Origin of the sequence: Pseudomonas sp. 313 (assembly GCF_000316965.1) — a bacterium.
In the GTDB taxonomy this organism is placed as follows: domain Bacteria; phylum Pseudomonadota; class Gammaproteobacteria; order Pseudomonadales; family Pseudomonadaceae; genus Chryseomonas; species Chryseomonas benzopyrenica.
This window is the reverse complement of record NZ_ANBZ01000022.1, coordinates 83,083-97,691: the sequence shown is the minus strand read 5'-3', so window position 1 is coordinate 97,691 and position 14,609 is coordinate 83,083. Positions and strand designations below refer to the sequence as shown.

11 protein-coding genes and 1 pseudogene are annotated in these 14,609 nt (G+C 62.1%); 11 read left to right on the top strand and 1 reads right to left on the bottom strand.

The annotated features are described in order from the left end of the window. Window positions 1-103: 103 nt before the first annotated feature. The 6 genes from ppsA to C722_RS0102050 all read left to right on the top strand — a co-directional run bounded on the left by ppsA (window position 104) and on the right by C722_RS0102050 (window position 6,556). Window positions 104-2,473 carry a phosphoenolpyruvate synthase gene (gene ppsA / locus C722_RS0102075; protein ID WP_026083586.1) on the top strand — a complete coding sequence of 790 codons (2,370 nt, stop codon included), beginning with the start codon at window positions 104-106 and terminating at the stop codon, window positions 2,471-2,473. Window positions 2,474-2,621: 148 nt separating this feature from the next. Next, entirely contained in the window at window positions 2,622-3,623 is a 1,002-nt protein-coding gene (locus C722_RS0102070; RefSeq protein WP_017638898.1) for a zinc transporter ZntB, read from the top strand. Between the two features lie 48 nt (window positions 3,624-3,671). Next, complete coding sequence (locus tag C722_RS0102065) at window positions 3,672-3,935, top strand: hypothetical protein (RefSeq protein ID WP_017638897.1); 264 nt, start codon at window positions 3,672-3,674, stop codon at window positions 3,933-3,935. Further along, window positions 3,936-4,760 (top strand): mechanosensitive ion channel domain-containing protein, encoded by an 825-nt coding sequence (locus C722_RS0102060; RefSeq protein ID WP_017638896.1) that lies wholly within the window; start codon window positions 3,936-3,938, stop codon window positions 4,758-4,760. A gap of 55 nt (window positions 4,761-4,815) precedes the next feature. Then, a complete protein-coding gene (gene sigX, locus C722_RS0102055) occupies window positions 4,816-5,400 on the top strand; it encodes an RNA polymerase sigma factor SigX (protein WP_007159259.1) in 585 nt (194 codons plus the stop codon). Window positions 5,401-5,500: 100 nt separating this feature from the next. Continuing rightward, window positions 5,501-6,556 carry an OmpA family protein gene (locus C722_RS0102050; protein ID WP_017638894.1) on the top strand — a complete coding sequence of 352 codons (1,056 nt, stop codon included), beginning with the start codon at window positions 5,501-5,503 and terminating at the stop codon, window positions 6,554-6,556. Between the two features lie 135 nt (window positions 6,557-6,691). On the opposite strand, the gene gltA is transcribed toward C722_RS0102050, so the two are convergent. Continuing rightward, complete coding sequence (gltA, locus tag C722_RS0102045; RefSeq protein ID WP_017638893.1) at window positions 6,692-7,972, bottom strand: citrate synthase; 1,281 nt, start codon at window positions 7,970-7,972, stop codon at window positions 6,692-6,694. Between the two features lie 347 nt (window positions 7,973-8,319). Here gltA and sdhC point away from each other — a divergent pair, with 347 nt between their 5' ends. The 5 genes and pseudogenes from sdhC to C722_RS24540 all read left to right on the top strand — a co-directional run bounded on the left by sdhC (window position 8,320) and on the right by C722_RS24540 (window position 14,575). Beyond that, on the top strand, window positions 8,320-8,706 hold the full coding sequence (gene sdhC / locus C722_RS24545; RefSeq protein ID WP_026083585.1) for a succinate dehydrogenase, cytochrome b556 subunit: 387 nt from the start codon (window positions 8,320-8,322) through the stop codon (window positions 8,704-8,706). Then, on the top strand, window positions 8,700-9,068 hold the full coding sequence (gene sdhD / locus C722_RS0102035; protein WP_017638892.1) for a succinate dehydrogenase, hydrophobic membrane anchor protein: 369 nt from the start codon (window positions 8,700-8,702) through the stop codon (window positions 9,066-9,068). Before sdhC ends, sdhD begins: the two co-directional genes overlap by 7 nt. Window positions 9,069-9,071: 3 nt before the next feature. Then, complete coding sequence (gene sdhA / locus C722_RS0102030) at window positions 9,072-10,844, top strand: succinate dehydrogenase flavoprotein subunit (RefSeq protein ID WP_026083584.1); 1,773 nt, start codon at window positions 9,072-9,074, stop codon at window positions 10,842-10,844. A gap of 11 nt (window positions 10,845-10,855) precedes the next feature. Further along, a complete protein-coding gene (locus tag C722_RS0102025; protein WP_017638890.1) occupies window positions 10,856-11,560 on the top strand; it encodes a succinate dehydrogenase iron-sulfur subunit in 705 nt (234 codons plus the stop codon). Window positions 11,561-11,745: 185 nt separating this feature from the next. Beyond that, window positions 11,746-14,575, top strand: a pseudogene (locus tag C722_RS24540) (2-oxoglutarate dehydrogenase E1 component). The last annotated feature ends 34 nt before the right edge of the window (window positions 14,576-14,609 follow it).

Here is a 14,609-nt window from a genome sequence, read left to right as displayed (position 1 = left end):
GGGGCAGGGATCGCTGCACTGTAACCTACCGCCGTCCACTGTCCATGGGGCGAGCGCCGAGGCGTACTGCTTTCCCACAAAGACACAAGATGGAGAGAAGACCTTGGACGAGTATGTAATTTCACTGGAGCAGCTTGGCGTGCACGACGTCGAGCGCGTGGGCGGCAAGAACGCATCCCTCGGCGAGATGATCGCCAACCTGGCCAACGCGGGCGTCTCCGTGCCGGGTGGGTTCGCCACCACGGCCCAGGCCTATCGTGACTTCCTTGAGCAGAGTGGGCTGAACGAGCGTATCCACGCGGCCCTCGATGCCCTGGATGTCGACGATGTCGTCGCCCTGGCCAAGACCGGCGCCCAGATCCGCCAGTGGGTCATGGACGCGCCTTTCCCCGAGCGCCTGGACGCCGAAATCCGCCGGGCCTTCGCCGAGATCTCGGCAGGCAACCCCAATCTCGCTGTCGCCGTACGCTCCTCGGCGACCGCCGAAGACCTGCCGGATGCCTCCTTCGCCGGTCAGCAGGAAACCTTCCTCAATATCCGCGGCGTCGACAACGTCATCCGCGCGGCCAAGGAAGTCTTCGCCTCCCTCTTCAATGACCGCGCCATCGCCTACCGCGTGCACCAGGGCTTCGATCACAAGCTGGTCGCCCTGTCCGCCGGCGTGCAGCGCATGGTGCGTTCGGAAACCGGCGCCGCTGGCGTGCTCTTCACCCTGGATACCGAATCCGGTTTCCGCGATGCGGTCTTCGTCACCGCTGCCTATGGCCTGGGCGAGACCGTGGTGCAGGGCGCGGTGAACCCGGACGAATTCTATGTCCACAAGCCCACCCTGGAAGCCGGTCGCCCGGCCATCCTCAGACGCAACCTGGGCAGCAAGGCCATCAAGATGGTCTATGGCGAAGAAGCCAAGGCCGGTCGCTCCGTGCGCACCGTCGATGTCGAGCCCGCGGATCGCGCGCGTTTCTCCATCACCGATGCCGAGGTCACCGAACTGTCCAAGCAGGCGCTGATCATCGAGCGTCACTATGGTCGGCCGATGGACATCGAATGGGCCAAAGACGGCGACGACGGCAAGCTCTACATCGTCCAGGCGCGCCCGGAAACGGTGAAGAGCCGGGCCAGCGCCACCGTCATGGAGCGCTACCTGCTCAAGGACAAGGGCCTGGTGCTAGTGGAAGGCCGCGCCATCGGCCAGCGCATCGGCGCCGGCAAGGTCAAGATCATCCGCGACGTGAGCGAGATGGATCGTGTCCAGCCCGGTGACGTCCTGGTCTCCGACATGACCGATCCCGACTGGGAGCCGGTGATGAAGCGCGCCAGCGCCATCGTCACCAACCGCGGCGGCCGTACCTGCCACGCCGCCATCATCGCCCGCGAGCTGGGGATCCCGGCCGTGGTCGGTTGCGGCAACGCCACCAGCCTGCTCAAGGACGGCCAGACCGTCACCGTCTCCTGTGCCGAAGGTGACACCGGCCTGATCTACGAAGGCGAACTGGACTTCGACATCCGCCAGAGCTCGGTGGATGCCATGCCCGAGCTGCCATTCAAGATCATGATGAACGTCGGTAACCCCGACCGCGCCTTCGACTTCGCCCAGCTGCCCAATGCTGGCGTGGGCCTGGCCCGCCTGGAATTCATCATCAACCGCATGATCGGCGTGCACCCCAAGGCGCTGCTCAACTACGACAGCCTGCCCTTCGAGGTGAAGGAAAGCGTCGACAAGCGCATCGCTGGTTACTCGGATCCGGTCGGCTTCTATGTCGAAAAGCTGGTGGAAGGGGTGTCCACCCTGGCCGCCGCCTTCTGGCCGAAAAAGGTCATCGTGCGCCTATCGGACTTCAAGTCCAACGAGTACGCCAATCTGATCGGCGGCAAACTCTACGAACCTGAGGAAGAGAACCCCATGCTGGGCTTCCGCGGTGCCTCTCGCTACATCAGCGAGAACTTCCGCGATTGCTTCGAGCTGGAATGCCGCGCCATGAAGAAGGTGCGCGAAGAGATGGGCCTGACCAACGTCGAGCTCATGGTGCCCTTCGTGCGCACCCTGGACGAGGCGGCGCGGGTGGTCGAGCTGCTCGGCGAGAACGGCCTCAAGCGCGGTGAGAACGACCTGCGCGTCATCATGATGTGCGAGCTGCCCTCCAACGCCCTGTTGGCGGACGAGTTTCTCGAGCACTTCGACGGCTTCTCCATCGGCTCCAACGATCTGACCCAGCTCACCCTGGGCCTGGATCGGGACTCCGGCATCATTGCCCACCTGTTCGACGAGCGTAATCCGGCGGTCAAGAAGCTGCTGGCCAATGCCATCGCAGCCTGTAACCGGGCCGGCAAGTACATCGGCATCTGCGGTCAAGGTCCCTCGGACCACCCGGACCTGGCCAAGTGGCTGATGGAGCAGGGCATCGAGAGCGTGTCTCTCAATCCCGATTCCGTGCTCGACACCTGGTTCTTCCTGGCTGAAGGCAACGCCTGATCCCAGGGGTCACCCTGCCTGCCTGAGGCAGGGTGACTCTTTCCAGGATTAATCCCCCATTCCCCACGAGCGTGGCCCTGCCCAGCTGGAGTCACGTTCGCCGGATCGCCTCACCACACGGGGGCAGGATCCTTGCACGAGACACCAGATGCAGCAGTACGACAGTGATGTGGAACAGGGCCTCGTCTATGGCTATCTCCTCGACGGCCGCGGTGGTGGACGGCGCATGAGTCGCCGTGAACTGGCCGAGGTCGAGCCGGGTCCCGGCGAGGTGCTGTGGCTGCACTGGGATCGCAGTGTGCCCGAGGCCCAGGCCTGGCTCCGGCAATCCAGTGGTCTGAGCGAATTCGCCTGCGATCTGCTGCTGGAAGAAGCGACCCGCCCACGCCTGGTCAATCAGCCCGACGACAGCCTCCTGCTGTTCCTGCGCGGGGTGAACCTCAATCCTGGCGCCGTGCCCGAAGACATGGTGTCGCTGCGGGTATTCGTCGATAAACGCCGGGTGATCTCGCTGCGCATGAGGCCCATGAAGGCTGCCGCCGAAGTCCAAGAGGACCTGGAGGCGGGCATCGGCGCCCAGAATGCCGAGGAGCTGGTGCTCTACCTCGCCAGCTACATGACCAGTCGGGTCGATGACCTGGTGCGTGGCCTGTCCGATCAACTCGATAGTCTCGAGGAGCAGGTCGACCAGGACGAGGGCAGCCTGCCCGACCATGCCCAGGTGCTGACCCTCAGGCGCCGCGCCACCGGGCTGCGCCGTTATCTGGCCCCGCAGCGTGACATCTATGGCGATCTGGCTCGTGGCAAGCCGGCCTGGTTCGTCGAGGCGGCCAGTCAGGGTTACTGGAGCGAATTGCACAACAGTCTGGTGCGCAACCTGGAAGAGCTCGAGGTCATGCGCGAGCGGGTCGCGCTGCTGCAGGACGCCGAGCAACGGGCGACCACGGAAAAGACCAACCGCACCCTCTATCTGCTGGCCATCATCACTGGCTTCTTCCTGCCCATCAGCTTCATCACCGGTCTGCTCGGGATGAACATGGGGGGCATGCCGGGTTCGTCATCCGCCTTCGGTTTCGTGGCTGCCTGCCTGCTGATCGGCGCGGTGGCGGTCTTCCAGGTCTGGCTGTTTCGCCGACTGCGCTGGCTGTGACCCGTCTCCACCTCGCTGCGTCAAGAGGAAACGACCAGCGAGGTGCCTATGCACGATCCCTTCGAAGCGTCCCTCAAAGCGCTCCTCAATACCCCGGCCAATGCCCAGGACGAGGAGGGCGATGATCAGGCACGATTGCACCGTGTGCTCAAGACCGCCAATCGTCAGGTGGGCGCGGGTGCGCTGTTCGATCTGATCGGGCGGCACTGGGCATCGGCGCTGCTGCTGGCACTGGGCAACGGCGCCCCTCATCTGAAGCCGCGCTCGCGCCGTACCGCACGTAGCGAATCTTCCCCGGAGATCCTGAAGTAGATGGAATTCGATATCTGGACCCAGAGTCTACTGTCCGCCATGACCACCCTGTGGAGCAAGGTGGCCGGCTTCATTCCCAACGTCTTCGGCGCCCTGGTGGTGATCCTGGCGGGCTTCGCGGTTGCCAAGATTCTCGACACCGTGCTGTCGAAGGTGCTCGCCAAGCTCGGCCTGGACCGCGTGCTCGCCGGTGCCGGCGTGACCAAGCAACTGGCCAAGATCGGCATGCGCATGCCGGTCACCACTTTGATCGGCCGGATCGTCTACTGGTTCGTCCTGCTGGTGTTCCTGGTGTCGGCGGCCGAGTCCCTGGGTTTGCAGCGCGTTTCCTCCACCCTGGACGTCATGGCGCTCTATGTGCCCAAGATCTTTGGCGCCGCCCTGGTGCTCATCGTCGGGGTGCTGCTGGCGCAACTGGTCAGCGGCCTGGTCCACGGCGCCGCCGAGGGCGTCGGCCTGGATTACGCCGCAGGGCTGGGGCGTCTGGCCCAGGGCCTGGTCATCATCATTGCGATCTCGGTCGCGGTCGGTCAGCTGGAGATCAAGACCGAACTGCTGAACCTGGTCATCGCCATCGTGCTCACCGCCTTCGCCCTGGCTGCAGCCCTGGCCCTGGGGCTGGGTAGCCGGGGACTGGTGTCGCAGATTCTGGCCGGTATCTACGTGCGCGAACTCTACGAAGTCGGCCAGTGGGTGACCTTGGCGGACGTCGAAGGCGAGATCGAGGAGATCGGTACCGCCAAGACCCTCATCATGACCGAGGAGGGCGACATCGTTTCGGTTCCGAACCGTCTATTGCTGGAGGCTCAGGTCCGCAGCCGCTGACAGGCGCCGCGGAGATGGCTATCATGCCCGCCACTTTTTGGTAGCCAATTCCGTCTTGAACAAGCCTGCCCCTCATGCCTACGATCCGACCACGCTCAGCGATGAAGAGCTGGTCCAGCGCGCGCATGGTGAACTCTTCCACGTGACGCGAGCCTACGAAGAACTGATGCGCCGCTATCAGCGCACCCTGTTCAACGTCTGCGCCCGTTACCTGGGGAACGACCGGGATGCCGACGATGTCTGCCAGGAGATCATGCTGAAGGTGCTTTACGGTTTGAAGAATTTCGAGGGGAAATCGAAATTCAAGACCTGGCTGTACAGCATCACCTACAACGAGTGCATCACTCAGTACCGCAAGGAACGCCGCAAGCGGCGGCTGGTGGAGGCATTAAGTCTGGATCCGATGGAGGAAGCCTCCGAGGAACGGGCGCCGAAGCTGGAAGAAAAGGGAGGGATGGATCGCTGGCTGGTCCATGTGGGGCAGGTCGATCGGGAGATCCTGGTGCTGCGTTTCGTCGCGGAGCTGGAGTTCCAGGAGATAGCCGACATCATGCACATGGGGCTCAGCGCCACCAAGATGCGATACAAGCGGGCACTCGACAAACTGCGTGACAAGTTCGCAGCTGAAGTTGAGGGCTGACCGGATGTGTCAGCTGTAAGTTTTTGAACTTCACGAAAACTTGTTGTCGAAGCCTCCGGAGATTGCCGGAATTAGTACCACTAAAATGGGGATACAAAGGATGAAACTGAAGAGCACCTTGGGCGTCGTGATCGGCTCCCTGCTGGCAAGCGCCTCGCTGAGCGCCCTGGCACAAGGTCAAGGCGCCGTCGAGACTGAGCTGTTCGGCAGCCGTCTGTTCACCGACAGCCAGCGCAACATGACCAACGCTGACCTGTACGGCGGTTCCGTTGGCTACTTCCTGACCGACGACGTTGAGCTGGCGTTGTCCTACGGTGAGTACCATAACGCTCGTGGCGACCGCGACCTGGGCCACAAGAACATCAAGGGCAGCCTGGCCGCTCTGGATGCCTACTACCACTTCGGTCAGCCCGGCGTCGGCCTGCGTCCGTACGTGTCCGGTGGTTTCGCTCACCAGTCCATCAGCAACCGCGACATCAACGAAGGTGGTCGTGATCACTCCACCTACGCCAACCTGGGTGCCGGCCTGAAGTACTACTTCACCGAGAACCTGTATGCCCGTACCGGCGTGCAAGCCAACTACAACATCGACTACGGCGACACCGAGTGGAGCGCTGCTGTTGGTGTTGGTCTGAACTTCGGTGGTTCCACCAAGAAAGAAGTCGCTCCGGCTCCGGCTCCGGCTCCCGTTGCTGACGTCTGCACCGATTCCGACAACGATGGCGTTTGCGACAACGTCGACAAGTGCCCGAACACCCCGGCCAACGTCACCGTTGACGCTACCGGCTGCCCGGCTGCCGCTGAAACCGTTCGCGTCGAGCTGGACGTGAAGTTCGATTTCGACAAGGCCGTGGTCAAGCCCAACAGCTACGCCGACATCAAGAACCTGGCTGACTTCATGCAGCAGTACCCGCAGACCTCGACCACCGTTGAAGGCCACACCGACTCCGTCGGCACTGACGCCTACAACCAGAAGCTGTCCGAGCGTCGTGCCAACGCCGTGCGTAACGTGCTGGTCAACCAGTACGGCGTGCAGGGTGGCCGTGTGAACGCTGTTGGTTACGGTGAGTCCCGCCCGGTTGCTGACAACGCTACCGAAGCCGGTCGCGCTGTTAATCGTCGCGTAGAAGCCGAAGTCGAAGCTCAGGCCAAGTAATCTGCCTGATCTAGACGTGAAAAAGCCCGCCTAGTGCGGGCTTTTTCATGCCTGACGTTCTTGGCGTCAGACGTAGATCCAGGCACTGCAGGCATAAAAAACCCCGCCGAAGCGGGGTCCTTCTTTACGGATCGATCAGCCGCGATCGTCCGAGATGTCGCGTTGGGCGACGCCGGTGTACAGCTGGCGCGGCCGGCCGATCTTGTAGGGGCCGGACAGCATTTCCTGCCAGTGCGAGATCCAGCCAACGGTCCGCGCCATGGCGAAGATCACGGTGAACATGCTGGTCGGAATACCGATCGCCTTGAGGATGATGCCAGAGTAGAAGTCCACGTTCGGATAGAGGTTGCGCTCGACGAAGTAGGGGTCCTTGCGGGCCAGTTCTTCCAGGCGCATGGCCAGCTCCAGCTGCGGATCGTTGATGCCGAGCTCGGCCAGGACTTCGTCGCAGGTCTGCTTCATCACCGTGGCGCGGGGATCGAAGTTCTTGTAGACCCGGTGGCCGAAGCCCATCAGCTTGAACGGATCGTTCTTGTCCTTGGCCTTGGCCACGAACTTGTCGATGTTGGCGACATCGCCGATCTCGTCCAGCATCTTCAGCACGGCTTCGTTGGCACCGCCGTGCGCCGGACCCCAGAGGGCGGCAATGCCGGCAGCGATACAGGCGAAGGGGTTGGCGCCCGAAGAGCCGGCCAGGCGGACGGTGGAGGTGGAGGCGTTCTGCTCATGGTCGGCATGCAGGATGAAGATGCGATCCATGGCTCGGGCCAGCACTGGGCTGATGGGTTTTTCCTCACACGGGGTGTTGAACATCATGTGCAGGAAGTTTTCCGCATAGCCCAGGTTGTTGCGGGGATACATCATCGGCTGACCCATGGAGTACTTGTGCACCATGGCGGCCAGGGTCGGCATCTTGGCGATCAGGCGCATCGCCGAAATCTCGCGGTGCTGCGGATCGGTGATGTCCAGGGAGTCGTGATAGAAGGCCGACAAGGCACCGACCACGCCGCACATGATGGCCATGGGATGCGCATCGCGACGGAAGCCGTTGAAGAAATTCTTCAGTTGCTCGTGAACCATGGTGTGGTTCTTGATGGTGTCAACGAATTGCGCCTTTTCTTGCGCGTTCGGCAACTCACCCTTGAGCAGCAGGTAACAGGTCTCGAGGTAGTCGGATTTCTCCGCCAATTGCTCAATCGGGTAGCCACGATGCAGCAGGATGCCCTTGTCACCGTCGATGTAGGTGATCTTGGACTCGCACGAGGCAGTGGACATGAAGCCCGGGTCGAAGGTGAACACACCAGTGGAGGTGAGGTTGCGAACATCGATCACGTCCGGGCCGAGGGTGCCGGACATAACGGGCAGGTCAACCGGATCCGCTCCCGAGATGATCAACTGCGCTTTCTTGTCAGCCATTAGGCCTCCTTATTTTGCTTTGAAATCATCAATAAACCCTCCACTCAGGGCCTCGCCCACTATAGAGGGATAAATTTGAAAGTCAATTTACGAAAATATCACCCTAGAGGCGCTTTCTGGGCAGATTGTGCGGCGAAAAGACATTAACACGCAGGCTTCTGAATATCAGCTGGCGACGTCGGGATCGGGTATCCGCGTTTGTCATGAGTAGGCTAACTGTCTATAATTCTCGCCCGACCGTGCCGGGTCGGCGAGCTGATGCCGAGCGGTCGAGACGCTTTCAACAGGAAGCGTGTAGCAGATGTGGAATCTCCTATAACTAGCCCGACCGTAATTGGGCCCTCAGTGTGAAAGAAGCCGTGAATAGCAAACGACCTGTAAACCTAGATCTCAGGACCATCAAACTACCTATCACAGCTTATACCTCGATTCTTCACCGTATCTCCGGCGTCATCCTCTTCCTCGGCATCGCAGTCATGCTCTATGGCCTGCATCTGTCGCTGGGTAGCCCGGAAGGCTTCGGCCAAGTGAAAGCTTTTCTGGCCTATCCGCTGGTCAAGCTTGTGATCTGGGGTCTGCTGTCCGCATTGCTCTACCACCTGGTCGCCGGCATTCGGCACCTGATCATGGATGGTGGCGCCGGCGAAACCCTGCAGGGCGGCAAGCTGGGTGCGCAGCTCGTGCTGGTCATTTCCGCAGTTCTGATCATTCTGGCAGGGGTTTGGGTATGGTAACCAACGTCACCAATCTTTCGCGTTCCGGTCTCTACGACTGGATGGCTCAACGGGTCTCGGCAGTCGTCCTCGCGGTCTACTTCCTCTTTCTCATCGGCTTCCTGATCCTTCATCCAGGGCTCACCTTCGAGCAATGGCACGGCCTGTTCTCCCACACCCTGATGCGCATCTTCAGCCTGTTGGCGCTGGTGTCCATCTGCGTTCATGCCTGGGTTGGTATGTGGACCATCTCCACCGACTACCTGACCACCATGGCAATCGGCAAGGGTGCTACCGCCGTGCGTTTTCTCTTCCAGGCGGTATGCGGGTTCGCGATGTTCGCGTTCTTCGTCTGGGGCGTGCAGATCTTCTGGGGTGTTTGATCTATGTCCACAATTCGTCATATTTCGTTTGATGCCATCATCGTAGGTGGCGGCGGCGCCGGTATGCGCGCCGCCCTGCAACTGGCCCAGTCCGGCCACAAGACCGCGGTGATCACCAAGGTTTTCCCGACCCGCTCCCATACCGTGTCCGCTCAGGGCGGCATTACCTGTGCCATCGCTTCGGCCGACCCGAACGACGACTGGCGCTGGCACATGTACGACACCGTCAAGGGGTCGGACTACATCGGTGACCAGGACGCCATCGAGTACATGTGTTCCGTGGGCCCGGAAGCGGTCTTCGAACTCGAGCACATGGGTCTGCCGTTTTCCCGTACCGAGCAGGGCCGCATCTATCAGCGTCCCTTCGGCGGTCAGTCCAAGGACTACGGCAAGGGTGGCCAGGCCGCACGTACCTGCGCCGCGGCCGACCGTACCGGTCACGCTCTGCTGCACACCCTCTATCAGGGCAACCTGAAGAACAACACGGTGTTCCTCAACGAGTGGTACGCCGTGGATCTGGTCAAGAACCAGGATGGTGTCGTGGTCGGCGTCATCGCCATCGCCATCGAAACCGGCGAGACCGTCTACGTCAAGGCCAAGGCCACCGTGCTGGCCACCGGCGGTGCGGGCCGTATCTATGCCTCCACCACCAACGCCCTGATCAACACCGGTGACGGCGTCGGCATGGCGCTGCGCGCTGGCGTGCCGGTGCAGGACATCGAGATGTGGCAGTTCCACCCCACCGGCATCGCCGGCGCCGGGGTACTGGTCACCGAGGGTTGCCGCGGTGAGGGTGGCTACCTGATCAACAAGCATGGCGAGCGCTTCATGGAGCGCTATGCGCCCAATGCCAAGGACCTGGCCGGTCGCGACGTGGTCGCCCGTTCCATGGTCAAGGAAGTGCTGGCCGGCAACGGTTGCGGTCCGGATGGCGATCATGTGCTGCTGAAGCTGGATCACCTGGGTGAAGACGTGCTGCACAGCCGTCTGCCCGGTATCTGCGAACTGTCCAAGACCTTCGCCCATGTCGATCCGGTCGTCGCACCGGTGCCCGTGATCCCCACCTGCCACTATATGATGGGCGGCATCGCCACCAACATTCATGGCCAGGCCATCACCCAGGACGCCAACGGCAACGACAAGATCATCGAAGGCCTGTTCGCCGTAGGCGAAGTGGCCTGCGTGTCCGTGCACGGGGCCAACCGTTTGGGTGGCAACTCGCTGCTGGACCTGGTGGTCTTCGGGCGTGCCGCTGGTCTGCACCTGGAGAAGGCGCTCAAGGAAGGTATCGAGCACCGCGGTGCTTCGGAAAGCGATCTGGAAGCCTCGCTGCAGCGCCTGTCCGGCGTCAACGAGCGCACCACCGGTGACGACGTCGCCACCCTGCGCAAGCAACTGCAGACCTGCATGCAGAACTACTTTGGGGTGTTCCGCACCGGCGAGTACATGCAGAAGGGCATCGCCGAGCTGGCCGACCTGCGCGAGCGCATCGCCAAGGTCAAGATCAACGACAAGAGTCAGGGCTTCAACACCGCCCGTATCGAAGCGCTCGAGTTGCAGAACCTGCTCGAAGTGGCCGAAGCGACCGCCATCGCCGCCGAGAACCGCAAGGAGTCCCGTGGTGCTCACGCCCGTGAAGACTTCGAAGAGCGCGACGACGAGAACTGGCTGTGCCACACCCTCTATTTCCCCGGTGAAAAGCGGGTCAGTAAGCGTGACGTCAACTTCGCGCCCAAGACCGTACCGATGTTCGAACCCAAGGTTCGGACTTACTAAAGGTGACCACCATGTTGAAAGTCAGCGTTTATCGTTACAACCCGGATCAGGACGGCCTGCCGTCCATGCAGGAGTTCCAGGTCGATACCGGTGGGAAGGACCTCATGGTGCTGGACGTCCTGGCTCTGATCAAAGAGCAGGATGAAGGCTTCTCCTACCGTCGTTCCTGCCGCGAAGGCGTGTGCGGCTCCGACGGTATGAACATCAACGGCAAGAACGGCCTGGCATGCATTACGCCGTTGTCGGCGGTGGTTAAGAACGGCAAGCTGGTCGTGCGTCCGCTGCCTGGCCTGCCGGTCATTCGTGACCTGGTCGTCGACATGAGCATCTTCTACAAGCAGTACGAGAAGGTGAAGCCGTTCCTGCAGAACGAGACCCCGGCACCGGCCATCGAGCGCCTGCAGAGCCCGGAAGACCGCGAAAAGATCGATGGTCTGTACGAGTGCATTCTGTGCGCCTGTTGCTCGACGTCCTGCCCGTCCTTCTGGTGGAATCCCGACAAGTTCCTCGGCCCCGCTGCGCTGCTGCAGGCCTATCGTTTCCTGGCCGACAGTCGCGACACCAAGACCCAGGAGCGTCTGGCCGCCATGGACGATCCGTTCAGCGTGTTCCGCTGCCGTTCGATCATGAACTGCGTAGCGGTCTGTCCCAAGGGGCTGAACCCGACCAAGGCCATTGGCCATGTGCGGGCGATGCTGCTGCAGAGCGGTACCTGATCCACGTCCCGCCCGGCCAGTTGTGCCGGGCGGGTTCGTTAGCGACCTTGATAGCTTGATTCAACCAATGTCCATTCAGGGATACCCGGAACCGCATCCGGGCATTGGCGCAGTCGTAGTGAGGCCAGGTCTCGCGTCGAGGCTGGTCATCGGCTGATGCTATCTCTGCCGAAGGGGTGAACTAGATGCACGAAAGTCAGATGCAGCAACTGTGGGACAGCGCTCACCTGTCCGGCAGTAATGCTGCCTATGTGGAAGAGCTCTATGAGCTGTTTCTGCACGATGCTAACGCTGTGCCGGAAGAATGGCGCACCTACTTCCAAAAGCTGCCCGCGGTCACTGGCAATTCGCCGGACGTCGCGCATTCCGCGATCCGCGACCATTTCGTGCTGCTGGGCAAGAATCAGCGGCGAGCTCAGCCGGTCTCGGCCGGTACCGTCAGTTCCGAACACGAGAAGAAGCAGGTCGAAGTCCTGCGTCTGATCCAGGCATACCGTCTGCAGGGTCATCAGGCTGCCCAACTCGACCCCTTGGGTCTGTGGCAGCGTCAGCCGCCTGCCGATCTGCTGCTCAACCACTATGGGTTGACCGACGCCGATCTGGATACCACCTTCCGTACCGGTGAATTGTTCATCGGCAAAGAGGAAGCAACTCTCCGCGAAATCAGGGATGCGCTGCAAGAGACATATTGCCGCACGGTCGGTGCGGAGTTCATGCACATCGTCGATTCCGAGGAGCGCCGCTGGTTCCTGCAGCGCCTGGAAAGCGTCCGTGGCCGCCCGCAGTATTCGCCGGAAGTCCGTACCCATCTGCTGGAGCGCCTGACCGCCGCCGAGGGTCTGGAGAAGTACCTGGGCACGAAATACCCGGGCACCAAGAGATTCGGCCTGGAAGGCGGCGAGAGCCTGATTCCGCTGATCGACGAGATCATCCAGCGTTCCGGCTCCTATGGGGTCAAGGAACTGGTGATCGGCATGGCCCACCGTGGCCGCCTGAACGTGCTGGTCAACACCCTGGGCAAGAACCCGCGCGACCTGTTCGACGAGTTCGAAGGCAAGAAGCTGGTCGAGCTGGGCTCCGGTGACGTCAAGTATCACCAGGGCTTCTCCTCCAACGTCATGACCCAGGGCGGCGAAGTCCACCTGGCGCTGGCGTTCAATCCCTCGCACCTGGAGATCGTCTCTCCGGTGGTGGAAGGTTCGGTACGCGCGCGCCAGGATCGCCGCGGCGATCGCTCCGGTGACAAGGTCGTGCCCGTGGCCATCCACGGCGACGCCGCCTTCGCCGGCCAGGGCGTGGTCATGGAAACCTTCCAGATGTCGCAGACCCGGGCCTACAAGACCGGCGGCACCCTGCACCTGGTGATCAACAACCAGGTGGGCTTCACCACCAACCGCCAGGAGGACGCGCGCTCCACCGAGTACGCCACCGACGTCGCCAAGATGATCCAGGCGCCGATCTTCCATGTGAACGGCGACGATCCCGAGGCGGTGCTGTTCGTCACCCAGCTGGCGGTCGACTACCGCATGCAGTTCAAGCGGGACATCGTCATCGACCTGGTGTGCTACCGCCGTCGCGGCCACAACGAGGCCGACGAGCCGAGCGGCACCCAGCCGTTGATGTACCAGCAGATCGCCAAGCAGCGCACCACCCGCGATCTCTATGCGGATGCCCTGACCCAGGCCGGCGTCGTCACTGCCGAGCAGGTCCAGGCACAGTTCGAAGCCTATCGCGGCGCCCTCGACGAGGGCCGTCACGTCGTGGCCAGCCTGGTCAAGGAGCCCAATCGCGACCTGTTCGTCGACTGGAAACCCTACCTCGGCCATGCCTGGACCGCCCGGCACGACACCGGCTTCGACCTCAAGACCCTGCAGGACCTGGCCAACAAGCTGCTGCAGGTTCCGGAAGGCGTCGTGGTCCAGCGTCAGGTCGGCAAGATCCTCGAGGATCGCCAGAGATGACCGCCGCGGTCTGCCCCTGAACTGGGGCTTCGCCGAGACCATGGCCTACGCCACCCTGTTGCACGAAGGCCATCCGATCCGCATCACCGGTCAGGATGTCGGCCGTGGCACCTTCTCGCACCGTCACGCGGTGCTGCACAACCAGAAGGACGCCGTACCCTACGTGCCCCTGCAGCACCTGGCCGAGAATCAGCCGTCGTTCGAGATCTACGACTCCTTCCTGTCCGAGGAAGCGGTACTGGGCTTCGAATACGGCTACGCCACCACCACGCCCAATGCGCTGGTGGTCTGGGAAGCCCAGTTCGGTGACTTCGCCAACGGTGCCCAGGTCGTCATCGACCAGTTCATCACCAGCGGCGAGATCAAGTGGGGTCGTCTCTGCGGCCTGACCATGCTGTTGCCCCATGGCTACGAAGGCCAGGGCCCGGAGCACTCCTCGGCACGCCTGGAGCGTTATCTGCAACTGTGCGCCGAGCAGAACATCCAGGTCTGTGTACCCACCACGCCGGCGCAGATCTACCATCTGTTGCGTCGCCAGGTGATCCGCCCGCTGCGCAAGCCGCTGGTGGTGCTCACGCCCAAGTCGCTGCTGCGCCACAAGCTGGCCATCTCGACCCTGGAAGACCTGGCCCATGGCTCCTTCCAGACCGTGATCAACGAACTGGATCAGATCGATGCCCAGCAGGTGAAGCGCCTGGTGCTGTGCAGCGGCAAGGTCTACTACGACCTGCTGGAAAAGCGCCGCAGCGAGAATCGCCAGGACATCGCCATCGTGCGTCTGGAGCAGCTCTACCCGTTCCCGGAAGACGATCTGGCCGACGTACTGGCCGGCTATCCGAACCTCGAGCGCGTGGTCTGGTGCCAGGAAGAACCGATGAACCAGGGCGCCTGGTACTGCAGCCAGCATCACATGCGCCGCGCCGTGTCCGGTTACAAGCAGGGCCTGGGTCTGGAATACGCCGGTCGCGATGCGTCCGCCGCGCCGGCCTGCGGCTATGCCTCCATGCACGCCGAGCAGCAGGAAAAACTGCTGCACGATGCTTTCTCCGTTTGATTCGCCACGCGACTACTAGAGATCACTAAGGAAA